Annotated in this window: 25 protein-coding genes; 6 read left to right on the forward strand and 19 right to left on the reverse strand. The window is 67.5% G+C overall.

The window, feature by feature from the left end:
• Nucleotides 1–11: 11 nt before the first annotated feature.
• The 6 genes from kdpB to EO081_RS16330 form a co-directional block, all read right to left on the reverse strand.
• Complete coding sequence (gene kdpB / locus EO081_RS16305; protein ID WP_129343491.1) at nt 12–2,045, reverse strand: potassium-transporting ATPase subunit KdpB; 2,034 nt, start codon at nt 2,043–2,045, stop codon at nt 12–14.
• Nucleotides 2,046–2,059: 14 nt separating this feature from the next.
• The gene (gene kdpA / locus EO081_RS16310; protein ID WP_129343492.1) at nt 2,060–3,763 is read right to left on the reverse strand and encodes a potassium-transporting ATPase subunit KdpA; all 1,704 of its coding nucleotides are present in this window, start codon (nt 3,761–3,763) and stop codon (nt 2,060–2,062) included.
• Between the two features lie 14 nt (nt 3,764–3,777).
• The gene (kdpF, locus tag EO081_RS16315) at nt 3,778–3,867 is read right to left on the reverse strand and encodes a K(+)-transporting ATPase subunit F (protein ID WP_125961129.1); all 90 of its coding nucleotides are present in this window, start codon (nt 3,865–3,867) and stop codon (nt 3,778–3,780) included.
• A gap of 106 nt (nt 3,868–3,973) precedes the next feature.
• The gene (locus EO081_RS16320) at nt 3,974–4,837 is read right to left on the reverse strand and encodes a TorF family putative porin (protein WP_129343494.1); all 864 of its coding nucleotides are present in this window, start codon (nt 4,835–4,837) and stop codon (nt 3,974–3,976) included.
• A 153-nt stretch (nt 4,838–4,990) separates the two neighbouring features.
• Nucleotides 4,991–5,704 (reverse strand): DUF4230 domain-containing protein, encoded by a 714-nt coding sequence (locus EO081_RS16325; protein WP_129343496.1) that lies wholly within the window; start codon nt 5,702–5,704, stop codon nt 4,991–4,993.
• Nucleotides 5,689–6,543: an MBL fold metallo-hydrolase gene (locus EO081_RS16330; RefSeq protein ID WP_129343497.1), complete on the reverse strand. Its 855-nt coding sequence runs from the start codon at nt 6,541–6,543 to the stop codon at nt 5,689–5,691. The genes EO081_RS16325 and EO081_RS16330 overlap by 16 nt, the downstream gene beginning before the upstream one ends.
• Before the next feature lie 162 nt (nt 6,544–6,705).
• On the opposite strand from EO081_RS16330, the gene EO081_RS16335 reads away from it, so the two are divergent.
• Nucleotides 6,706–7,572, forward strand: coding sequence for a phytanoyl-CoA dioxygenase family protein (locus EO081_RS16335; protein ID WP_260154227.1), 867 nt, complete (start codon nt 6,706–6,708; stop codon nt 7,570–7,572).
• A 341-nt stretch (nt 7,573–7,913) separates the two neighbouring features.
• Here the strand turns inward: EO081_RS16335 and EO081_RS16340 are convergent, their stop codons facing one another.
• The 11 genes from EO081_RS16340 to EO081_RS16385 form a co-directional block, all read right to left on the reverse strand.
• Nucleotides 7,914–9,449 carry a M56 family metallopeptidase gene (locus EO081_RS16340; protein ID WP_129343499.1) on the reverse strand — a complete coding sequence of 512 codons (1,536 nt, stop codon included), beginning with the start codon at nt 9,447–9,449 and terminating at the stop codon, nt 7,914–7,916.
• The gene (locus EO081_RS16345; protein ID WP_129343500.1) at nt 9,446–9,814 is read right to left on the reverse strand and encodes a BlaI/MecI/CopY family transcriptional regulator; all 369 of its coding nucleotides are present in this window, start codon (nt 9,812–9,814) and stop codon (nt 9,446–9,448) included. The genes EO081_RS16340 and EO081_RS16345 overlap by 4 nt, the downstream gene beginning before the upstream one ends.
• A 577-nt stretch (nt 9,815–10,391) precedes the next feature.
• Nucleotides 10,392–10,721: a Grx4 family monothiol glutaredoxin gene (gene grxD / locus EO081_RS16350; protein ID WP_129343501.1), complete on the reverse strand. Its 330-nt coding sequence runs from the start codon at nt 10,719–10,721 to the stop codon at nt 10,392–10,394.
• 4 nt (nt 10,722–10,725) lie between these two features.
• Nucleotides 10,726–10,965, reverse strand: a complete 240-nt coding sequence (locus EO081_RS16355) for a BolA/IbaG family iron-sulfur metabolism protein (RefSeq protein ID WP_129343502.1) — start codon at nt 10,963–10,965, stop codon at nt 10,726–10,728.
• A gap of 3 nt (nt 10,966–10,968) precedes the next feature.
• On the reverse strand, nt 10,969–11,292 hold the full coding sequence (locus tag EO081_RS16360; protein ID WP_129343503.1) for a DUF1476 domain-containing protein: 324 nt from the start codon (nt 11,290–11,292) through the stop codon (nt 10,969–10,971).
• A gap of 274 nt (nt 11,293–11,566) precedes the next feature.
• Nucleotides 11,567–12,187 (reverse strand): 3-isopropylmalate dehydratase small subunit, encoded by a 621-nt coding sequence (gene leuD, locus EO081_RS16365; protein ID WP_129343504.1) that lies wholly within the window; start codon nt 12,185–12,187, stop codon nt 11,567–11,569.
• 26 nt (nt 12,188–12,213) lie between these two features.
• Complete coding sequence (locus EO081_RS17225; protein ID WP_260154230.1) at nt 12,214–12,342, reverse strand: hypothetical protein; 129 nt, start codon at nt 12,340–12,342, stop codon at nt 12,214–12,216.
• Between the two features lie 3 nt (nt 12,343–12,345).
• Nucleotides 12,346–13,782, reverse strand: a complete 1,437-nt coding sequence (gene leuC, locus EO081_RS16370) for a 3-isopropylmalate dehydratase large subunit (protein WP_129343505.1) — start codon at nt 13,780–13,782, stop codon at nt 12,346–12,348.
• 170 nt (nt 13,783–13,952) lie between these two features.
• A complete protein-coding gene (locus EO081_RS16375; RefSeq protein WP_129343506.1) occupies nt 13,953–14,588 on the reverse strand; it encodes a CoA transferase subunit B in 636 nt (211 codons plus the stop codon).
• A gap of 4 nt (nt 14,589–14,592) precedes the next feature.
• Nucleotides 14,593–15,720, reverse strand: a complete 1,128-nt coding sequence (locus EO081_RS16380; protein ID WP_240697745.1) for a 5'-nucleotidase, lipoprotein e(P4) family — start codon at nt 15,718–15,720, stop codon at nt 14,593–14,595.
• On the reverse strand, nt 15,717–16,424 hold the full coding sequence (locus EO081_RS16385) for a CoA transferase subunit A (protein WP_129343507.1): 708 nt from the start codon (nt 16,422–16,424) through the stop codon (nt 15,717–15,719). Before EO081_RS16385 ends, EO081_RS16380 begins: the two co-directional genes overlap by 4 nt.
• A 192-nt stretch (nt 16,425–16,616) precedes the next feature.
• Between EO081_RS16385 and EO081_RS16390 the strand changes: the two genes are divergently transcribed.
• Nucleotides 16,617–18,371, forward strand: a complete 1,755-nt coding sequence (locus EO081_RS16390; RefSeq protein WP_165284667.1) for a sensor domain-containing diguanylate cyclase — start codon at nt 16,617–16,619, stop codon at nt 18,369–18,371.
• A gap of 76 nt (nt 18,372–18,447) precedes the next feature.
• Here the strand turns inward: EO081_RS16390 and EO081_RS16395 are convergent, their stop codons facing one another.
• Both EO081_RS16395 and thiS read right to left on the reverse strand, forming a co-directional pair.
• On the reverse strand, nt 18,448–18,618 hold the full coding sequence (locus EO081_RS16395; protein WP_129343509.1) for a CsbD family protein: 171 nt from the start codon (nt 18,616–18,618) through the stop codon (nt 18,448–18,450).
• 113 nt (nt 18,619–18,731) lie between these two features.
• Nucleotides 18,732–19,736, reverse strand: a complete 1,005-nt coding sequence (gene thiS / locus EO081_RS16400; RefSeq protein ID WP_129343510.1) for a sulfur carrier protein ThiS — start codon at nt 19,734–19,736, stop codon at nt 18,732–18,734.
• 117 nt (nt 19,737–19,853) lie between these two features.
• On the opposite strand from thiS, the gene aroQ reads away from it, so the two are divergent.
• From aroQ to arsC, 4 genes are all read left to right on the forward strand, one after another.
• Nucleotides 19,854–20,300 (forward strand): type II 3-dehydroquinate dehydratase, encoded by a 447-nt coding sequence (gene aroQ, locus EO081_RS16405; protein ID WP_129343511.1) that lies wholly within the window; start codon nt 19,854–19,856, stop codon nt 20,298–20,300.
• 30 nt (nt 20,301–20,330) lie between these two features.
• The gene (gene accB / locus EO081_RS16410) at nt 20,331–20,834 is read left to right on the forward strand and encodes an acetyl-CoA carboxylase biotin carboxyl carrier protein (RefSeq protein WP_129343512.1); all 504 of its coding nucleotides are present in this window, start codon (nt 20,331–20,333) and stop codon (nt 20,832–20,834) included.
• A gap of 4 nt (nt 20,835–20,838) precedes the next feature.
• Nucleotides 20,839–22,194, forward strand: coding sequence for an acetyl-CoA carboxylase biotin carboxylase subunit (accC, locus tag EO081_RS16415; RefSeq protein WP_129343513.1), 1,356 nt, complete (start codon nt 20,839–20,841; stop codon nt 22,192–22,194).
• A gap of 85 nt (nt 22,195–22,279) precedes the next feature.
• The gene (gene arsC / locus EO081_RS16420) at nt 22,280–22,624 is read left to right on the forward strand and encodes an arsenate reductase (glutaredoxin) (protein WP_129343514.1); all 345 of its coding nucleotides are present in this window, start codon (nt 22,280–22,282) and stop codon (nt 22,622–22,624) included.
• The last annotated feature ends 4 nt before the right edge of the window (nt 22,625–22,628 follow it).

Consider the following 22,628-nt stretch of genomic DNA (forward strand, 5'->3'; position numbering starts at 1 on the left):
AGAGATGCTCCTCAGGCGAGGCCCAGGCCGTTGACGGCCAGGTCGATGATCTTGATGCCGACGAAGGGGGCGACGAGCCCGCCCAGGCCGTAGACGGCGAGATTGCGCGCGAGGAGGGGCCCGGCGGCCATCGGCCGGTACGCCACGCCCTTGAGCGCCAGCGGCACCAGCAGCGGGATGATGATCGCGTTGAAGATGATCGCCGACAGGATCGCGCTTTCCGGCGTGGCGAGCCCCATGACGTTGAGGACGCCGAGCCCCGGATAGAGCGCCACGAACATTGCCGGGATGATCGCGAAATATTTGGCCACGTCGTTCGCGACCGAGAAGGTCGTGAGCGCGCCGCGCGTCATCAGCAGCTGCTTGCCGAGGCCGACCACCTCGATCAGCTTGGTCGGGTCGCTGTCGAGGTCCACCATGTTGCCGGCCTCGCGTGCGGCCTGGGTGCCGGTGTTCATGGCGACGCCGACGTCGGCCTGGGCGAGCGCGGGCGCGTCGTTGGTGCCGTCGCCGCACATCGCGACCAGCCGTCCGCCCTGCTGCTCCTTGCGGATGAGCGCGAGCTTGTCCTCCGGCGTTGCCTGGGCGAGGAAGTCGTCCACCCCGGCTTCGGCTGCGATCGCTGCCGCGGTCAGGGGATTGTCGCCGGTGATCATCACCGTGCGGATACCCATCGCGCGCAGTTCGCCGAAGCGCTCCCGGATGCCGGCCTTCACCACGTCCTTCAGGAAGATGGCGCCCAGCAGCCGCCCGTTCTTGGCGACTGCGAGCGGCGTGCCGCCCGCGCGGGCGATCTCGTCCGTCACGCGCCGCAGCTCGGTGGCAGCGGCCGTCTCGCCGACGCCCGGATTGGCCCGGAGCACCGAGTCCACCGCACCCTTTTGGATCAGCGCGTCGCCGGTTCGTACGCCCGAGATACGGGTCTGGGCGGTGAAGGGGATCACCTCCGCGCCCGCCGGCAGCGCGGCGGTGTGGACGCCGAACTTGTCGCGAGCCAGCACCACGATCGAGCGACCCTCGGGGGTCTCGTCCGCAAGGCTCGCGAGCAGCGCCGCCTCGGCGAGTTCGGCATCGCTTGCCCCGCCGACGGGGCGGAACTCGCTCGCCTGCCGGTCGCCGATGGTGATGGTGCCGGTCTTGTCGAGCAGCAGCACGTCGACGTCGCCGGCGGCCTCCACCGCGCGGCCCGACTTGGCGAGCACGTTGAAGCGAACCAACCGGTCCATACCCGCGATGCCGATCGCCGACAGGAGTGCGGCGATGGTGGTCGGGATCAGAGTGATCAGCAGGGCCGACAGGATCGCCACGGGGATGCTGCCGCCGGCATAGCTGGCAAAACCCGGAATGGTGCCGACCGCGATCAGGAAGATGATCGTCAGGCCGACGAGCAGCAGGGTGAGGGCGATCTCGTTCGGGGTCTTCTGCCGCTCGGCGCCCTCGACCAGCGCAATCATCCGGTCGAGGAAGCCCTGGCCGGGGTCGACCGTGACGCGCACGGTGACCTGGTCCGAAATCACGCGAGTACCTGCCGTCACTGCCGAGCGGTCGCCGCCTGCTTCTCGGATCACGGGCGCGCTTTCGCCCGTGATCGCCGCTTCGTTGACCGAGGCGACGCCCTCGACCACCTCGCCATCGGCCGGGATCAGGTCGTTGGTCTCGACCAGCACCAGGTCGCCGGCGCGAAGCTGGCTGGCGGGGACCTGTTCGGTGCGCCCGTTTTTGAGCCGCTTGGCGGTGAGTTCCGCCTTGGTGGCGCGCAGCGAGGCCGCCTGAGCCTTGCCGCGCCCTTCGGCCAGCGCCTCGGCAAAGGTGCCGAACAGGACGGTCAGCCACAGCCATACGACGAGCTGGAGCTTGAAGCCGGTGGTGAGATCGTCCTGCCCAACGACGAGCAGGACCGTCATCAGCGCCGCGACCGCGGCGGTGACGAACATGACGGGATTGCGGATCAGCTCTCTGGGATTGAGCTTCACGAACGAAGCCTGGATCGCGGGCACGACGAGGTCGGCCGTGAACAGGCTCTTGGTCTGGCTTTTCTGGGCCATGGTGGCGCCCTCGATCAGAACAGTTGGCCGCGGATCATCGCGAGATGATCGGCGATGGGACCGAGCGCGAGGCTCGGCAGGAAGGTGAGGCCGCCGACGATCAGCACGATGCCGACGAGCAGGCCGACCCACAGGCCGCCGGTGGTCGGGAAGGAGCCCGCGCTCTCCGGCGTGTGCTTCTTGGCAGCGAGGCTTCCGGCGATCGCCAGCATCGGCACGATGATGAAGAAGCGTCCCACCCACATCGCAACGCCCAGCAGCCCGTTGTACCAGGGCGTGTTCGCCGTCAGGCCGGCAAAGGCCGAGCCGTTGTTCGCCACCGCGCTGGTGAAGGCGTAGAGGATTTCGCTGAACCCGTGCGGCCCCTTGTTGAGCGGCCCGGCAAGACCCTGTTCCAGGACGCTCGACAAGGCGGTCAGACCCAGGATCATCAGCGGCAGGACGGCGATCGCAAGCACCGCGAGCTTCACCTCGCGCGCCTCGATCTTCTTGCCGACATATTCGGGCGTGCGGCCCACCATCAGCCCCGCGACGAACACCGCGAGGATGGCGAACAGCAGGAAACCGTAGATGCCGGCGCCCACGCCCCCGATCACGACCTCGCCCAGCTGCATGTTGAACAGTGGGATCATGCCGCCCAGTGCGGTGAAGCTGTCATGCATCGCATTGACCGCGCCGCACGAGGCCGCGGTGGTGACGACCGCGAACAGCGCCGACGCGGCGATGCCGAAGCGTGCCTCCTTGCCCTCCATGTTGCCGCCGGCGACCCCGAGTTGGTGAAGCACCGGATTGCCCGCCGCTTCCTGCCAGTAGGCGACGGTCACGCCCGCCAGGAACAGGATCATCATCGCGGCCAGAATGGCCCAGCCCTGACGGGTGTTGCCGACGGCCTTGCCGAAGCACCACGTCAGGCCCACGCCGATCGCGAAGATCGACAGCATCTGGACCAGGTTGGTGAGCGCGGTCGGATTCTCGAACGGATGCGCGGAGTTGGCGTTGAAGAAGCCGCCACCATTGGTGCCCAGCATCTTGATCGCTTCCTGGCTGGCGACCGGGCCGAGCAGGATCGACTGGCGCGCGCCTTCCAGCGTGTCGATGCCGATGACGCCGGCGAGCGTCTGCGGCACGCCACTCGCGATGTAGAACAGCGCGAGCACGACGCAGAGCGGCAGCAGCAGGTAGAGCGTCACGCGGGTGCAATCGGCCCAGAAATTGCCGATTGCCTTTGCCTCTCGCCGCGCGAAGCCGCGAAACAGGGCGAACGCGAGCGCGATGCCGGTCGCCGACGACAGGAAATTGTGGATCGTCAGCCCCAGCATCTGGCTGAGGTTCGACATGGTCGACTCCCCGCCATAGCTTTGCCAGTTGGTGTTGGTCGTGAAGCTGATCGCCGTGTTGAAGGCGAGGTGCGGAGAGAGCCCCGCCAGCCCCTGCGGGTTGCCGGGCAGCGTGCCCTGCAGGCGCAGCACCGCATAGGTGAAGGCCATCAGCACGAAGTTGAACACCAGCATGTGCAGCGCGTAGCGGCGCCAGCCCTGCTCCTGCGTGGGGTCGATGCCGGCAAGCTTGTAGAAGCCGCGCTCGACGGGACCGAGCACGAGGTGCAGCGGGGTGCGGCGACCTTCGTACAACGCGAACAGCCACATGCCGATCGGCTTGGTGAGCGCCAGCAGGATGCCGACGAAGCCGAGGATCAGGATCCATCCCTGGATGGTCATGGTTCCGCCTCCTTCTAGAAGCGTTCGGGGCGGATCAGCACCGCCACCAGATAGACGAGAAGGGCAACCGCGGTCAGCGCCGCGAGCCAGAGGTCGAGCGTCATGGCGTCACCTCACGCATGGTCGCACAGGCGGGCATAGGCCAGCGTCGCCGCCAGCAGCCCGACCATGACGAGGATCCAGAGCAGGTCCTGCATCGGTTCGTCTCCTTCAGAAGGCCGCGGTCAAGGAGACCAGCACCGTGCCGCCGGCGATGTTGCCGGTGCCATCCTGGCCCTTGCTGAAGCTCGGCCGCAGATAGCCGGCCTCGCGGCTCGAAATGTCGGTATCGATGTACGAGACGTTGAAGGTCAGATTGCGCCAGGTCGCATCGGCGCCCAGCGACCAGTCCCAATATTCGCCGGTCGGGGCGACCGCAGTCGCGTTGGGGCCCAGCCCGTCCTGCCCCCAGCTGTGGCCGATGTGCGCCTTTGCGGTCACCGGAGTGCCAGCAAGGGCGACCGCCGCGTCACCCCAGAGGTAGAGATTGTCGTCTTTCGCGCCCGGATGATCGTAGAGCCCGGCTGCGGCGGCCGCGCCGTCGTCATACCATTTGCCGATCGCCTGCTGCTTGGGCGCATAGGCGACGCCCGCCGTCAGGGTCGCAGGACCGGTGGTGCCGGTCAGCTTGACATAGGGTTCGGCGAAATCGGTCTCGTCGGCACCGCCCGGATACAGGTACCAGGTGAGCCCTACGTCCAGCGTTGCGCTGTCGGAAAGCTGCGCCTTGTAGCCGCCGATCAGGTCGAGCTCCATGTTGGCGCCGCCGAAGGTGCCCCAGCCGGCGAGGTTCGAACCCCAAAGACCGATGTAGAGGCCGCTGTCGTGGGCCACGGTGATCCCTCCCTGGACGGCCAGCTCGCGATCCGTCTGGGAGACGCCGCGGAACAGATAGTCGGAGGCGATCGCCGCCGAGCCGCTGACGCTGACGGGCGGCGACGTTTCGGGCGCTTCCGTGCCCCCGGCCGACTGGGCCTGAGCAGCGCACGGCAGCGTAAGAAGGGCCATGACGGCGACCCGGCGGAAATAGTTCATGCATGCCCCCAAGGGTGTGGCGACCGCCGACAGCCGGGGCGCCAAGGCCGTGGGGATTAGGTCCGCGCCGCGTAGGAATTCGAGATCGATTCCCCGCTTTCGCATAGTGCGCGCATATAGCTGCGCGCGATGGGCAGGCAGCGCCGGAGGGGTTCAGCGCCGGTTGGCGAGCACCTCATCGATCGGAGCGGTGACATCCCACCGCTCGGGATCCTTCGAGCGGCGTTCATTGGGAAAGGTCACCAGCACCCGCGCGTCGCCATAGCCCATGCTTTCGAGCGGCGCGCCGAGCAGGCGGGCAAGTGCGGCGCGGGCCTTTTCGCGCGCCTGGGCCATCCGCTCCGGCGAGCGGGCCTCGGCTCCGGCCTTGCTCTGGGCGGCTTGGGAGGTGCGGCGGGCGAGGTTCTCGCCGGCGGCGCGGGTGACGAACACGCCCTGGGTCCGCACCATGGTGCGCTGCGACTCATCGACATTGGGCTTGGCGACGGTGACGTCGGGTGCGTCCACGATCAGCGTGCGGCTCGCCTCGGACCACTGGATGTCGCCGGCGCCGATCCGCGAGACATCCACGAAATAGTCGACGGAGAAAGGCACCTTGATGACCTGGTTCGACTTCAGCACGCCATAGCCCCGCACGTCGGTGGCGGTGCTCTGGAGCGTGCCCGAGAGTTCGGCGACCTTGAGGCTAGAGGCGCCGGACAGGCGTGCGGTTATGAGACGGGTGACGGCGGTGCCGTCCTCCTCCTGCGTCACGACATAATCCTCGGTGTAGCGCTGGTAGACCAGCACTGCACCGAGCGTCACCGCCGCGCCGATCAGCAGCGCCACCAGCGTGCGCACTATGCCCGGCCTCAGCTGCGTCGCCATTCGCCTGCCTCCACCGCAAGGCCGCGACCCTCAAGGTCGATCAGATGCGCTAGCACCGAGCGTTCCGCCGCCGGCAGCAGCTTCGTATCGAGCCCGACATACATGCGTGCGACCATCGCCGGCACTGCGCCGATGCCCTCGCCCAGCAGGCGAAGGATCTGCCCCTCGCGCGCCTTGCGATGACCGAGCAGGCCGCGGACGAAGCGTTGCGGGTTCTCTACCGCCTCGCCGTGACCAGGATAATAGATGCGGTCCGAGCGCCCCATCAGCTTCTCGAGACTTGCCATGTACGCGGCCATGTCGCCGTCCGGCGGCGAGACGATGGTCGTCGACCAGCCCATGACATGGTCGCCACTGAACAAGGCGCCGCTTTCCGGGAGCGCGAAGGCGAGATGGTTGGAGGTGTGGCCGGGCGTCTCGACCGCCACGAGCGACCAGCCATTGCCGGAGACCCTCTCGCCGTCGACGAGCACCCGATCGGGCGCATAGGCGGTGTCGAAAGCGGCGTCTGCGCGCGGACCGGCGTCGTCCATCGTCAGCGGCGCGCAGCCGATGATCGGAGCCCCGGTTCGTTCCGCAAGCGGCCGCGCCCCAGGGCTGTGGTCACGATGGGTGTGGGTGCACAGGATCGCGACGAGCCGTCGCGCACCTACAGCGGCAAGCAGGGCATCCAGGTGAGACGGATCGACCGGACCGGGATCGATCACGGCAGCGTCGTCCCCACCGCCCACCGCATAGCTTTGGGTGCCCGTGTGGGTGTAGGGAGAGGCGTTGGGGGCCAGGACGCGCAGCACCAACGGCTCCAGCGCGATCGGAACACCGGTCGGGGGATGCGTCATGCTCCCGACATGGCCGCTCGAACCCCGCGGCACAAGGTTTGCGCAGATTTCAGCCGGGTCGCCTCTCGGGTTCAGACATCGATCCGTTTCCGAGCCATCTCCGATAGCGGCAGCATTTGCCTGCACCTAAGCTCGCGCTCCGTTCTTCGTCCGGGAGCCACGATGGTCTTTGCTAGTCCACCCGGGCGTTCCGACAACCTCTCCCTCGGCGAGGATGCCGTTCTCTCGGCAGCCTCGTCACTGCGGCGCGATGGCTTTGCCGTGGTGCCGAACATGTTCGGCCGCGACGAGGTGCGCGAGGTGGAGCGCCTGCTCGACTGGGCGCTCGTGCGGGCAGCCCGGTCGCCGGCCGCGCAGCCGTTCCTGGTACGCTATCCTCGAGAAGGCGGCGGGCACCACGAGGAAGGCTCCGGCCGGGCGCTCGACGGGTGGGACCAGCTGGAACTGAACTACGCCGCCACCCTCGTGCCTGCCCTGCTGGAGACCGCGGTGTTTCGAGGCTGCACGGCGCTGGCGCGCAGGCTTGCGGGACCGGTCTCGCGATCGTTCGACCACGTGATCTACAAGGGCGCGCGCAATCGGACCGCGACGCCTTGGCACCAGGACGCCGCCTTTGCGCTCTGGCGCGGATCACGGCCCCGACAGCTGCATTTCTGGATCCCCCTGCAAGACGTGACGCTGGAAAGCGGCTGCATGACCTTTCTCGCCGGGAGTCATCTGGGGCCACTGGTTCGCCACCGCAGGGTGCTGCGCCCCTCGGGCCGGCCAGGTCAGGAGGCCAAACCCTCGATCGCCGGCAGCATCTCCTGTCCACTGGCGCTCGGGGGCATCACGCTCCACACTCCCACGACGCTGCATCGCGCCGGATGCAACGCCAGCACGATGCCACGCAAGGCATGGATCATCCAATATGGCCCGCTGGGCGGCATCCGGCTGGCCGCGAAGCGGCTCGCTGGCGCATTGCCGCACCCGCTCGCGCCGGAGGGTCCGAACTTCGAACGGGAGGCGGACGACGCGCGCTCCAGGTAGAACTAGCACTGCGCGGCATATCCGAAGCCGGCGCACCCAGACCCGAGGGCTCCTCGGCGGAGCCGTCATTGAAGCTGCCAGGCGGTCAACGCGGTGGAGGTTGCAGCCCTTTTCGCCACCTTCACCCCTGATCAGCGTACCGTCACCGAGCGCCGTTGTGCCATGCCGCTGCTCAAGACCCATACGGGGCGGATCCTGAATTGTTGGACGACCAAGGAACCCGCGCCAGCCGACGGGGACGGATCGGGGGCGGACCACGTCGTGCGATCGGTGATAAAGGCCCACCCAGCGAGGAAGTACCTATCTCCTCCCTCGGATGGGCGGCGTCTCGTCCTCCCGGATCAATCCACCTCGGGGTGCGCGATCTGGTGCTCGATTTCAGCGATGCTCTGGTCGATCTCGGCAAGCGCTTCCTTGCGATCCTCGGCGGGGAGGTTGGGGTTGGTGGCAAGGGTCGCGCGGGTGCCGCGCAGTCCGGCGAGCGCGCTGCTGAGCGCGTTACGCTGGATCGCGGCGGCATCAATATTGGCGGCGGCCTGAGCGGAAGCGGCAGCGGCGGTGGCTTGGGCACCGCTCGCAGTCGCGGCCTGCACGGTCGCGTTGATACGGTCGTTACAGACCACCATCACGGTGCGGTCACCCTGGCGGCGATTGATGACATAGGCGCCGGGCTGCCCCTCGTTGCCGCAGTTACTCTCGAACACCGGCTCGCCCCCGGCGCCGCGGTGGGCCGTAACCACCACCGGGGGCGTGGGCGGCACGGGTGGCACCGGCGCCGCCACGGGGGCGACGCCCGGGGCGGGTGCGGCGGGTGCAGCGGGAGGCAGCGGGGCTCCGGGTGCAGTCGGCGGGCTCGGTGGCATGGGGACCGAAGCTTGGAGAAGCTGCGGCGTGGGAAGCTCGATACGGGTGATGTCGATCCCGGTGGTATGGCTCACGCGGGTGCGCAGCGTCTCTGCGGCGTGGGTGCCGGAGGCGGTGAGACCGAGCGCGCCCATCGCGATCCCGGCGATCCCGACGGAGCCTGCGACGCGGCGGAACGGCGAAACGCTGCGGTGCTTGGACAACATCTTCAGTCTCCCCTTGATCTCGTTCACGGTGTGGAGGTGGCAGGCAGCCGAAACGGCGCCGCCGTGCGCCGACTTCACGATCGCGCGACCATAGGCATGGCGAACGCCCGGGCGCGCGCGGGCGAGGACCATCGCATCGCAGGCCATCTCCTGGTCGGCGCGAAAGGCGCGAAAGGCGCGCCAGGCGATCGGGTCGAACCAGTGGCAGGCGAGCACCGCGAGCGCGATCCAGTTGGCGAGCAGGTCGCCGCGGGCGTGATGGCCAAGCTCGTGCGCGAGTGCGAGCGTGCGCTCCTGGTCGTCGTAGCGTTCGGCAAAGTCGCGCGGAAAGGCGACGTAGCGGCGCCAAACCCCGAAGGCGAGCGGGCCCGAGGCAGCGTCCGTCTCGAACACTCGCACCCTCCCCTGTGCCACGTCATAGCCGCGCCCGGACGCGAGCACGCGTCGGCAGAACTGGGCATGGCGCACCACGTGCCAGCAGAAGAAGAACGCAGCACCGGCGAACCAGAACAGCACGGCCAGGCCCGGCACATCGGCCATCCCCCATCCCTGCGGCACCGCCGGGATCGCCGCCACCGGCTGCATCAGCATCAGGGCTCCCGGCGGGATCGGCGCGCCGATGGGACTGGTCTCCACCAGCCGCAATGGCGACGGGAGCGGCGGCAGGGCCATGCGAATCGCGGGCAACAGCCACAGCGCATATGCGACACTGGGGCCGAAAGCGCGGCGCGTCGGCGCGCGCAGCACCAGCACCAGCAGCATCAGCAACGTCGACGCGATCAGCGTCTCTACCGCCCATCCAATCATTGCTTGAGCTCCTTAAGTAAGGACTCGATCTCCTCGATCTCGCGGTTGCTGAGCTGGTCGCGACGCGCGAGGTGCGCCACCAGGGGCGTAAGGCTGCCGCCGAACAGACGGTCGATCAGCCGCTGCGACTCACCCACGACATAGTCCTCGCGGGCGACGAGCGGTCGGTAGCGATAGCGGCGACCGTCCTCTTCATGCGCGACGGCTTCCTTGGCGAGCAGGCGACCAAGAAGCGTCTTGACCGTGTTGGCGCTCCAGGCGCGGTCTTCCGGCACCCGTTCGACCACCTCCTGCGCGGTGAGCGGGCTTTCGTCCCACAGCACCTCCATCACGACATGTTCGGCATCACTGATTCGTTCGGGCATTCCGCGACTCCTGACTACGCATGTAGTCCACCCATTTACATCTGTAGTCAATAGGTGTCGGATCGCTCCGGCGGACCGTGCGTTGAAGAGGCACTGACGGAAACGAGCCGCTCTCCGCGGCGTCGGTTTTCCTTACAGGAGCGCCTGCTCCTCGCGCGCCGTTAACCAGCACCCACCGCGGATCCGCGTGGGTCTGGCCTTCTGGCACGTCCCCTGCATATTCTTGGTCGTACCGCGCGATTGCGCGCTTCAACGGGCGAGCCGGCGCACTCCACTGGCGTCGGTTCGCCCACCCGGTACCCATGCCGCATGATCAAAGAACCGCCCCGGCGACTGTGCCGCGTTCGGCTTTCGGTGCTCGCAGGCGGTGCGGGTGCATTTGCAACACCGCAGAGAGCGGGTGGAATGCCCCGCGCTGACACCGGCAAACGTGGATCGAACGGCGTCATCACGCCGGAATACAATGTGCGCCCGGCGCCGACAGGCGCCACGCCAGCGGCAGGCCTGCGATTGCGCAAGCGGCCGAGCGCGGGTGGCCGCGACGTCCGCTCCCGCCTGGAAGCGGACGTCGAATGAGTCAGGCAGCAGTCGGCTGTTCGCCGCCGAACATCTGGGCGAGCTCACCGCTCTCGTACATTTCCATCATGATGTCCGAGCCGCCGACGAACTCGCCATGGACGTAGAGCTGGGGAATGGTGGGCCAGTCCGAATAGGCCTTGATGCCCTGGCGGATGCCCTGATCCTGCAACACGTCGACGCTCTCGAACTCGACGCCGAGATGGTTGAGGATGGCGACCGCCCGGCTGGAGAAACCGCACTGCGGGAACAGCGGACTGCCCTTCATGAACAGCACCACCTCGTTGCCCTTTACGAGCTGATCGATGCGGGCATTGGTGTCTTCGCTCATTTCTTCACTCCTGTACGGGCACGGCCGTGGTCAATTGCAGGGCGTGCAGCACGCCCCCCATGCGACCACCAAGCGCGGCATAGACGGCCTGATGCTGGCGCACGCGCGGCATTCCGCGAAAGCTCTCAGACACGACCCGCGCGGCATAATGGTCGCCGTCGCCGGCAAGATCGGTGATTTCGACCACCGCATCGGGAATGCCGGCGCGGATCAGCGTTTCGATGTCAGCCGCAGCCATCGCCATGGATCAGCGTGCCTCGATCAACTGGCGGCGCGCCTCGACGGTCAGTTCGTCGAGCGCCTTGCGCACGGTCGCCTCGTCGGTCGCCACACCAGCGGCGGTCAGGTCGCCGACCAGCTTGCGGATCACGTCGCCATCGCCAGCTTCCTCGAAGTCGGCCTGCACGACGGCCTTGGCATAGGCGTCGGTCTCTTCGGGCGTCAGCTTCATCTTCGCGGCCGCCCACTGGCCCAGCAGGCGATTGCGACGCGCGGTCACGCGGAAGGCCATTTCCTCGTCACGTGCGAACTTGGTTTCGAACGCGCGCTCGCGGTCGTCGAAGGTAGTCATGCTGGTCCCCTAATCTACTGCTTCGCAGATAGGATGCAGGCCGCGGCAAGGCAACGGGCGAGGCTTTGCGGTCAGGGTGTGCGGTGACTTTCGCGCGCCTTGTCACCCCACCTCTTCCAACACGCGGGGAATGCGCGATGAGGTCCGGTTCCCCGGTGCCGCGCAGGGTCGGGAAGCCAGGGTTCAGCAGAGCACGACGGTAGGTTGCGGAACCCTGCCTCCTGGCTTCGCGAGAGCAAGAGGCGACCCTCGTGGGACCGCTTCCGGCCGGACGCTAAGCCGCAGCAGCCCGCCCTGGTGCGTTGCCCGCGGTGGCGCTGAGCCACGGACGGGCCTGCGCCACACTGCCTTCGTACCCCGCGATCGCTTCGTCCCGCGCCAGCGTGATGCCGATTTCGTCCAGGCCCTGCATCAGGCAAGCCCGGCGGAACGGGTCCATCTCGAACGCGAAGCGATCCTGGAATGGCGTTGTGACGGTCATCGTTTCCAGATCGACGGTGACGGGACTGTCGCGCGCGACCTCCACCAACCGGTCGACCGCCTCTTGCGGCAAGACCACGGCGACGATACCGTTCTTGAAAGCGTTACCCGAGAAGATGTCGGAAAAGCTCGGCGCAATCACCGCCTTCACGCCCATGTCGCCCAGCGCCCAGGCCGCGTGCTCGCGGCTGGAGCCGCAGCCGAAGTTCTCGCCCGCGATCAACAGCGGCGCGCCTGCGTAGCGGGGATCATCGAAGAGATTGCCGGCTTCGGCGCGGACGGATTCGAACGCGCCCTGCCCCAGCCCCTCGCGCGTGGTGGTCTTCAGCCAGCGTGCGGGAATGATGATGTCGGTGTCGATGTTCTTCGCGCCCCAGGGATAGGCGCGCCCTTCGACGCGAGTAACGGGTTCCATGATCAGCCTTATCGGGGTCGCGCGGATCAGCGCGTGGCGGCGTTGCCCGAAGGGGCCGCGCGCTTGGACGGCGAACGCTCGGCGCTCGCGGCATAGGCAGCGGCAAGGCCGCTCAGGATCGCGCCAGCCACCAGCGCCAACAATGCTCGCTTCATCCCTTATTTCCCCATCAAGCTTCGTACATCGGTCAGGCGACCCGTCACCGCCGCCGCCGCCGCCATTACCGGCGACACCAGATGCGTACGCGCGCCGGGCCCCTGTCGCCCCACAAAATTGCGGTTGGACGTGGAGGCACAACGCTCACCGGCGGGTACCCGATCCGGATTCATGCCCAAGCACATCGAACAACCCGGCTCGCGCCATTCGAACCCGGCATCGGTAAACACGCGGTCGAGCCCCTCGGCCTCTGCCTGACGCTTGACCAAACCCGAGCCGGGAACAACCAGCGCCTGGCGCACGCCAGCGGCGATGCGGCGGCCGCGCAGCACTTCGGCGGCGGCGCGCAGATCCTCGATGCGGCTGTTGGTGCAGCTGCCGATGAAGATGTTCTCGACCGCGATGTCCTCCATCCGCGTGCCGGGCTCCAGACCCATATAGTCGAGCGACTTGCGCGCGGCGGTGCGCTTGGCCGGATCGGCGAAGCTGTCGGGATCGGGCACGGCACCGGTGATCGAGACCACGTCCTCCGGGCTGGTGCCCCAGGTGAGCGAGGGCGAGATGTCGGCCGCGTCGATGGTGATGATCGCGTCGTACTGGGCGCCCCGGTCGGTCGCGAGACTGCGCCAATAGGCGACGGCCTGGTCCCACGCGGCGCCCTTCGGCGCCATCGGGCGGCCCTGGAGATAGGCGAAGGTCCTGTCGTCGGGCGCGATGAGCCCGGATCGCGCACCCGCCTCAATCGACATGTTGGCCACGGTCAGCCGGCCCTCGATCGACATGTCGCGGATGACGCTGCCGGTATATTCGAGCACATAGCCGGTGCCGCCCGCAGCGCCCAGCCGGCCGACGATAGCGAGCGCGACATCCTTGGGCGTCACGCCGAAGCCGAGCGCCCCCTCGATGCGCACTTCCATCGTCTTCGACTGCTTGAGCAGCAGCGTCTGGGTGGCGAGCACATGTTCGACCTCGCTGGTGCCGATGCCGAACGCGAGTGCGCCGAGCGCCCCGTGCGCCGAGGTGTGGCTGTCGCCGCAGACCAGCGTCGTGCCGGGCAAGGTGAAGCCCTGCTCCGGGCCCACGACATGGACTATGCCCTGTTCGGCGGCGACCGCGTCGATGTAGCGGATGCCGAACTCAGGCGCGTTGCGCTCCAGAGCCGCGAGTTGGCTCGCACCGGCGGGGTCGGCGATCGGCAGGCGGTTGCCTTCGGCGTCCACGCGCGGCGTGGTCGGGAGATTGTGGTCCGGCACCGCGAGCGTGAGGTCGGGGCGGCGCACCGGGCGGCCGGCGGCGCGCAGGCCGGCGAACGCCTGCGGGCTGGTCACCTCATGGACGAGGTGCCGGTCGATGTAGACGAGGCAGGTGCCGTCGTCACGGCGTTCCACGACGTGATCGGCCCAGATCTTTTCGTACAGGGTGAGAGGACGGCTAGCCATGGCGCGCGAGTAACAGTTTCTTACGCGGACGCAAGGGTTTCGGCAAGGATCGTGCCCAAACGGCTAGGCTCGTAAAGTTGCCGTGGCCCGCACAGACACGGTCCGCAGTGCGAGACCATCGCCGTGGTTCTGCTTGGCCGTGGATCCCTGCCTTTACGCGGGATGCGGGACTAGGCTTCGTAGGCCGCGGTGGTCTTTGCGCGCACTTCCTCTGCCGACACGCCGGGGGCGCATTCGACCAGCCGGAAGGGGGTCTGGTGATCGGGGCGCTGGAAGACGGCCAAGTCGGTGATGATCATGTCGACCACGTTCTTGCCGGTAAGCGGCAGGGTACAGGCCGGGATGAACTTGGGGTCGCCGTTCTTGGAGGTGTGCTCCATCACGACGATGATCTTCTTGACCCCGGCGACCAGGTCCATGGCGCCGCCCATACCCTTGATCATCTTGCCCGGGATCATCCAGTTGGCGATGTCGCCGTCCTGGCTGACCTCCATCGCACCCAGCACCGTCAGGTCGATGTGGCCGCCGCGGATCATCGCGAAGCTCTGTTCCGAGCCGAAATAGACCGACTGCGGCAGTTCCGAGATGGTCTGCTTGCCGGCGTTGATGAGGTCAGGATCCTCTTCGCCCGCGTAGGGAAAGGGGCCGATGCCGAGCATCCCGTTTTCGGACTGGAGGGTTACCTCCACCCCTTCGGGGATGTGGTTGGCCACCAGCGTCGGAATGCCGATGCCGAGGTTCACGTAGAAGCCGTCTTGCAGTTCCCGAGCGGCGCGCGCCGCCATCTCGTCGCGGGTCCAGGGCATGGGGTTACTCCTTGAGCGTGCCGGCGGGGGCGTCGGCCGCTGCAGCGGCACCGGGATCGGTCCAGCGGCGATTGGCGGGGAAGACCTCGCCAATGCCCCCCTTGAGGCCGCTGCCATAGACGGGGTTGGGAAGCATGAACCAGCCTGCACCCCAGAGCGGCTCGATCTGAATGCCGTCGGCAGCTGCGCGGCGAGCCGCAGGCGTCATGCCCGCCGCGGAGAACAGGTCGCTGAAGTCGCCGAGCTGGTCGCCGACCAGTGCCACGACGCAATGAGTCTCCGCCACCTGAGCGCGACGCATATCCTTGCCGCTGCCCGCACCCTCTTCCTTGAGGAGCAGGGTCTCGCCCGGAATCGCCTTGCCGAGCCCCGCCCCTTCCAGTGCGCGCGCGGTCGCGGGTGCGTTGGCGGCGGTGCGGTTCGAGATGTAGACGACGGCGACGCCTGCCTTGCGCGCGGCATTGATTGCCTCGACCGCGCCGGGCACCGGATCGACCTTGCCGGCGCCGGTCGCTTCCCAGCGGCGCCAGCGCGCGTCGTCGTAGGAAAGGCCACGCGCTGCCTCATCGGCTTCGTAGCCGAGGTTGAGGAGCACGGTCTCGTCGATGTCGAGCACGATCGCCAGCGGCTTGGCGCCGCATTCCACGAAGTGCGGGCTGGCAAGCGACGAACCCGGAGCGAGCACCACCGAGGCGACTTCGATGCCGGCCTGGCGATAGTCGGCGCTGGCGCGGACGTGCTGGGCGAGCGCGCGATAGGCTTGGGACGATAGCGCCGCCGCCTCACCCGACCCATAGAGGTACTGCATACCGGCCGGGACGGTGCCTGCGACTGGCGAACTAGGCCGGGCGGGTGCCGTCATCGCCTGGAGCGCGGGGGGAATGCCTTCCTCCTCGGCCTTTTCGCGGCGCTTGGCCTCGCGGCGCTGTTCGCGCTCGAGCTTGCGCGCTTGCTTGCGCGCGGCCTTTTCGGCATCCTTTGTCTGGTCGTCGTCTGAGCCGGCGAACATGACGTTCTTGCCGATCACGGCCGCAGCGCCCACCGGCACGGCCGCGACGCAGCCCGGCAGCAGCAGCGAAACGGCCGCTGCGCCGACCAGCGCGAGCCGATGTCCTGCACGCAACATCATCATGCCGCGGGACGCTCCCGCACGGTGCGGAACTCGATCTTCTTGTCATATGGAGCGCCCACGATCATGCGCTTCACATAGATGCCTGGCAGGTGGATGCAGTCGGGATCAAGGCTGCCGACCGGCACCACTTCTTCGACCTCGGCCACGCAGATGCGACCCGCGGTCGCCATCGGCTGGTTGAAGTTGCGTGCCGTCTTGCGGAACACCAGGTTGCCGGCCTCATCGGCCTTCCACCCCTTGATGATCGACAGGTCGGCGCGGATGCCGCGCTCGAGGATAAACTCCTCCCCGTCGAAGACCTTCACTTCCTTGCCCTCGGCCACCTGCGTGCCAACGCCCGTCTTGGTGTAGAAGCCGGGAATGCCCGCCCCGCCCGCGCGGCAGCGCTCGGCAAGCGTGCCCTGCGGACAGAACTCGACTTCAAGTTCGCCGGACAGATACTGGCGCTCGAACTCCTTGTTCTCACCCACATAGGAGGAGATCATCTTCTTCACCTGGCGCGAGCGCAGCAGCTTGCCCAACCCCACGCCATCGATGCCGGCGTTGTTGCTGGCGATGGTGAGGCCGGTCACGCCCGAAGCCTCGATCGCGTCGATCAGCCGTTCGGGGATGCCCGAGAGGCCGAAGCCGCCGGCGCAGATCAGCATGTCGTTGCGGAGTAGCCCCTCGAGCGCCGAGGCCGCATCGGGATAGAGCTTGTTCATCGGCACCTCTCTTCGTCCCGTCGATAGTGGGATGCGGGCAGCGCGGTCAAGCGACCCTCCAGAGCCGCAGAGCTTCATCGTCAGCGACACGCAACGGCTTGCGCGAATGCCTGCAAGGCGCGAACCTAAAGTCGTTGTTAACCTTCGGACGCCATGCAAACCCCTGTGATTGCCGCTCTTCCCGCCCCTAGCATGATCAGCAGCGTCGCTCGCCTTGGCCTGGCGTCGCTGGTGCTCTCGACAGCGAGCCTGGTGCTGACCCGCTTCGATGGGAGCATCGCCTTCATCTGGGCGAACACCGGACTGGTCATCGCAGCATTGTCGCTGCGGCCGCCGGAGCAATGGCGATGGCTGCTGCCCGCGTTCGGGGTCGCCATGTTTGCCGCCACGGTGTGCTTCGGCATGGGGCTGGCTGCGGCCGCCCCACTATTGGCCGCGACCATGACCGAGGCGACGCTGCCCGCCTGGCTGCTGCGCCGCTGGAAGGGGCACTTTTTTGATCGGGTTGCCGGGGTCGTCATGTTCCTGCTCGTCGCGGGGGTGTTGGGGCCTCTGGTCGGTGCGGTGATCGCTGCAACGGCGATATCGCTCCTTACCGACGCCAGTTGGGAGCGAACCGCAATCCGGTGGTTCACAAGCCATGGCCTTGGCACCATCACCTTTACGCCGCTGATCATGCTGCTGCTGCGCGGTGAGGTCGGACGTTGGTTCCAGGTGCCGCTGCGGGAGAAGATGGGCCCTGTCGCGATGCTGGGACTGGTGGCGGTGGTGGTCGCGGGCGTCTTCCTCCAAGACGACATTCCGCTGCTGTTCCTGCCCATGCTGCCGATGCTGGCAGCCACGATGCTGTATGTGCGGATCGGGGCTGCGGGCTCGATCGTCCTGCTGGTGGCGATTGGCGGCACGCTCTCGGTGACCGGCCACGGACCGATCCACGCGATTCCGACCCCACCGCTCAGCCGCATTCTCTTTTTCCAGTTCTACGTCGGTTGCGCCGCGCTGTTGGTGCTGCCGGTGTCGGCACTGCTCAAACAGCATCGCCGAGCGATCCGCGACCTTTCGCAGAGCGAGGCGCGGTTCCGCCTCCTTTCGGATCGATCCGCGGACGTCATCTTGGAAGTGGCGCCGGACGGGACTATTCTCCACGCCTCCCCCTCCGTCACCCAGGTCGCCGGGCGGCCGGCCGCATATTATCTGGGGCAGCACGGCTTCACCCTGGTGCATCCGGAGGATCAGCACGTCCTATGGCGCGCGCATCGTCAGGCGCTCGCCAATCCCGACATTGCCCACACTGCCCAATTTCGCAGTCCGCGCGAGACCCCGGAACCGGCTTGGTTCGAGGCCGCTCTGCGTGGCCTGGGCGGCACCGCCGGGCAGGGATTGATCGTGGTCCTGCGCGACATCTCCGCGCGAAAGGCGACGGAACTGGCGCTCGAGATCGCGGCAAGTACCGATCCGCTGACCGGTCTCGTCAACCGGCGGAGCTTCCTCCAGCGATTGCGCAATCAGATCGAGCATTGCCGAGTCGGAAGCAGCCAAGGCAGCGTCGCGCTGGTCGACCTGGATCACTTCAAGTCCGTCAACGACCGCTTCGGCCATGCGGTCGGCGATCTGGCGCTCCAGGCATTCGCGCGCATCACCGCCGCGACGATCGATCGAAGGCACTGCCTCGCGCGCATCGGCGGTGAAGAGTTCGCCATTCTGCTCGTGGGGATCAGTCCGGAGGAGGCCCAGGCGGCATGCGAGCGCCTGCGCCACGCCGTCGAGCAGCTGGAGGTGGAACTGCCGAGTGCGATGCTCGAGATCGAGGGCCCCAGAGTCACCGCCAGCATCGGCTTGGTGGCGATTGATCCAGAAAGCGATCCGGCCACCATCCTGAACCGTGCGGACGAGGCGCTCTACCGCGCAAAGGCATCAGGTCGGAACTGCGTTCAGGTCGCCGATTAAGCCACGCGTGCAAAAAGGGCCGCCCCGGTCTCCCGAGACGGCCCGATGCCTCCGCTCTCGCGGAACTCTGGATCGCTCAGATGTCGTCGCCGAGGGCGCCCTTCACCTTGCCGGCGAACTGCTGAACCTTGCCCTTGCCTTCCTGCGCCGCGCCCTCGTCGCGGGTGGCCGGATCGTTGCTCTGCTGCTTCGCCTTGCCGAGCGCTTCGTTGACGTTGCCTTTGATCTTGTCGGTGAGTTCACCCATGATCGATCTCCTCTCGGTGGCCGCGGCAGCAGCGGGAAGCGCGCCGTTCAGCCATCGGGAAGAAGAACGGGTGGAGCCGATTGCGGTTCCACGATCCAGCACCAGGACTTGCTTTAGATCAGTCCGGCGAGCGGGCTGGAGGGATCGGCATAGCGGCGCTTGCCCATGCGGCCGGCGCGATAGGCGAGCCGCCCCGCCTCCACCGCAGCGCGCATCGCGTGCGCCATCAGGATCGGGTCCTTGGCTTCGGCAATGGCCGTGTTCATCAGCACGCCGTCGCAGCCGAGCTCCATCGCTGCCGCCGCGTCCGACGCGGTGCCGACGCCCGCATCGACCAGCACCGGCACCTTGGCGCCCTCCACGATCAGGCGGATCGTGACTTTGTTCTGGATGCCCAGTCCCGAGCCGATCGGCGCGCCTAGCGGCATGATCGCCACCGCGCCAACATCCTCCAGCCGCTTGGCGGCGATGGGATCGTCCACACAATAGACCATCGGCTTGAAGCCTTCCTTAGCCAGGATCTCGGTCGCGCGCAGCGTCTCGACCATGTCAGGGTAGAGGGTGCGGGCCTCGCCCAGCACCTCCAGCTTCACCAGCTCCCAGCCGCCCGCCTCGCGCGCCAGCCGCAGTGTGCGGATCGCGTCCTCGGCCGTGAAGCAGCCAGCGGTGTTGGGCAGATAGGTGATCTTCTTGGGATCGATATAGTCGGTCAGCATCGGCGCCTTCGGATCGGTGACGTTCACCCGGCGAACGGCGACGGTGACGATCTCCGCGCCCGAGGCTTCGACTGCGGCGGCGTTCTGCGCCATGTCCTTGTACTTGCCGGTGCCGACGATCAGCCGCGAGCGGAAGCGCTTGCCCGCGACCTCCCAGCGGTCCTCGTCCACCGCCACCCCATGGTCGCCGCCGCCGACGAAGTGGACGATCTCCAGCTCGTCGCCGTCGTGGAGCTTGGTCTCATGCAGCGTGGAGCGGGGCACCACCTCCAGGTTGCGCTCGACCGCGACCTTTTCCGGAACCAGCCCGATCTCGGCGGCCAGCTCGGCAATGGTCTGGCCGGCGCGGACGCGCTTGTGCTCGCCGTTGACGATGATGGAGATGGTGCCGTCATTGTGCATTCGGGTTCGCCTTGGCTGTCGTCGGAGTTGCGGCGCGTCTCGACTTCGTTCGGCGCTCGCGGCTATGGCCGGGCATATAGGGTGCCGGCATCCCGGCCCGCAACCGAAAGGCAGCGCATGGCCGACACCGTCCCCGCAACCGTCTTCGTCCTCAACGGCCCCAATCTGAACCTGCTGGGGCTGCGCGAGCCCGAGATCTACGGCCACGACACGCTGGACGACATCGCCGGCATGCTGGAGGATCGCGCCCGCGAGCTCGACCTGGAGATCGACCTGCGCCAGTCGAACCACGAAGGCCATCTGATCGACTGGCTGCACGAGGCGCAGGCGCAGCAGGCGCGCGCCGTGCTGCTGAACGCGGGCGGCTTCACCCACACGTCGGTGGCGCTGCACGACGCGATCAAATCGGTGAAGACGCCGGTGATCGAGGTGCACCTGTCGAACCCCCATCGACGGGAGAGCTTTCGCCACACCAGCCTGATCGGACAGGCGGCAAAGGGAACCATCGCCGGATTCGGGGCGCTTTCCTACCTGCTGGCGCTTGAAGCCGCCGCGCGCATCTGACAGGAGCCCGGTTTTTCCCTTGGGGGTCACATGGCAGAAGATACGCAACCCGCCACCATGGCGATCGACATCGAGCTGGTGCGCCAGCTGGCGGAAGTGCTCGACCAGACTCAGCTGACCGAGATCGAGGTGGAGGACGGCAGCCGCAAGGTTCGCGTCGCGCGCAAGGCAGCGCCGGTCGCGCAGATGCCGATGGCGATGCCGCAGGGCTATGCCCCGCAACCGGCGCCGATGGCGGGTGCACCCGCGTCGCCCGCAGCCGCCCCGGCCGAAGCCGGCGGCTCGGCACCGACCGCGACCGCCGATGCGGTCAAGTCGCCGATGGTCGGCACCGTGTACGTGGCCGCGGAGCCGGGCGCGAAGCCGTTCGTCTCGGTCGGCCAGAAGGTTGCGGCCGGCGACACGCTGGTCATCATCGAAGCGATGAAGGTCATGAACCCGATCCAGGCGACGGCCGCCGGTACCGTCACCGCCGTGCTCGTCTCCAACGGCCAGCCGGTCGAATTCGACCAGCCGCTCGTCGTCGTCGAGTAAGCCCGTGGCCGAGATCAAGAAGCTGCTGATCGCCAATCGCGGCGAAATTGCGCTCCGCATCCATCGCGCCTGCCACGAAATGGGGATCAAGACGGTGGCGGTCCATTCGACCGCCGACGCCGACGCGATGCACGTGCGGCTGGCGGACGAGGCGGTGTGCATCGGCCCGCCGTCCGCGGCCGAGAGCTACCTCAACATCCCCAACATCATCTCGGCTGCCGAGGTGACGGGCGCGGACGCGATCCACCCGGGCTATGGCTTCCTGTCGGAGAACGCCAAGTTCGCCGAGATCGTCGAGTCGCATAACCTGATCTTCGTGGGCCCCAAGCCCGAGCACATCCGGACGATGGGCGACAAGGTCGAGGCGAAGCGTACCGCGGGCGCCCTGGGGCTGCCGCTGGTGCCGGGCTCCGACGGCGCGATCAGCGACCTGGCCGAGGCACAGGCGCTGGCCGAACAGATCGGCTATCCCGTCATCATCAAGGCGGCATCGGGCGGCGGCGGCCGCGGCATGAAGGTGTGCACCAGCCCCGACCAGCTTGAAACGCTGATGCAGCAGGCCGGCACGGAGGCGAAGGCCGCGTTCGGCGACGCGACCGTGTACATGGAAAAGTATCTGGGCAATCCCAGGCACATCGAATTCCAGGTGTTCGGCGACGGCAACGGCAACGCCATCCACCTGGGCGAGCGCGACTGCTCGCTGCAGCGGCGCCACCAGAAGGTGCTGGAGGAAGCCCCCTCCCCGATCCTGTCGACCGAGGAACGCGACCGCATGGGCGCGATCGTCGCCAAGGCGATGGCCGACATGGGCTATCGCGGCGCCGGCACGATCGAGTTCCTGTGGGAAGACGGCGAGTTCTACTTCATCGAGATGAACACCCGCCTGCAGGTGGAGCATCCGGTGACGGAGATGATCACCGGCGTCGACCTGGTGCGCGAGCAGATCCGCGTCGCCGAGGGGCACCCGCTGTCGGTCCAGCAGGACGAGATCGAGTTCCGCGGCCATGCGATCGAATGCCGCATCAATGCCGAGGATCCGCGCACCTTCACCCCCTCCCCGGGCAAGGTCGCGGCCTATCACGTGCCGGGCGGCATGCACGTCCGCGTCGATAGCGGCCTCTATGCCGGCTACAAGGTACCGCCCTACTACGACAGCATGATCGCCAAGCTGATCGTCTATGGCCGTACCCGCGAGGGATGCCTGCTGCGCCTGCAGCGTGCGCTCGACGAGTTCGTGATCGAGGGAATGAAGACCACCATCCCGCTCCACCAGGCACTGCTCGACGACCCCGAGTTCCGGGAGGGGGCGTATACGATCAAGTGGCTGGAGGAATGGCTGGCCAAGCAGCCGGTCGCATGATCGCGGGCCGGGCCGGCGCATGGAAGTTCCCCGCGCCGGTCCCGCCCCTCTACCGCCCGTCCACTCAGCAGCAGGGAAGAACGCATTGAAGGCGACCATCTGGCACAATCCCCGCTGCTCCAAGTCACGCGAGGCGCTCGCCATCCTCAGCGACACGCCGGGCGTGGACGTGGAGGTGGTCGAATATCTGAAGACGCCGCCGAGCCGAGAAGCGCTCGCCGCGCTTTATGCGCGCGCTGGGATCACGCCCGCACAGGGGCTGCGCAAAGGCGAGTCGATCGCCAAGGAACAGGGGCTCGCCGGTGCCTCCGACGAGGCCATCCTGGACGCCATGGCCGCGCACCCCATCCTGATCGAGCGACCGCTGGTGGAGACCGAGAAGGGCGTCCGGCTGGGCCGCCCGCCCGAAGCGATCCGCGAGATCCTGTAGAACC

The sequence above is a fragment of the Sphingomonas desiccabilis genome (genome assembly GCF_004135605.1).
In the GTDB taxonomy this organism is placed as follows: domain Bacteria; phylum Pseudomonadota; class Alphaproteobacteria; order Sphingomonadales; family Sphingomonadaceae; genus Sphingomonas; species Sphingomonas desiccabilis.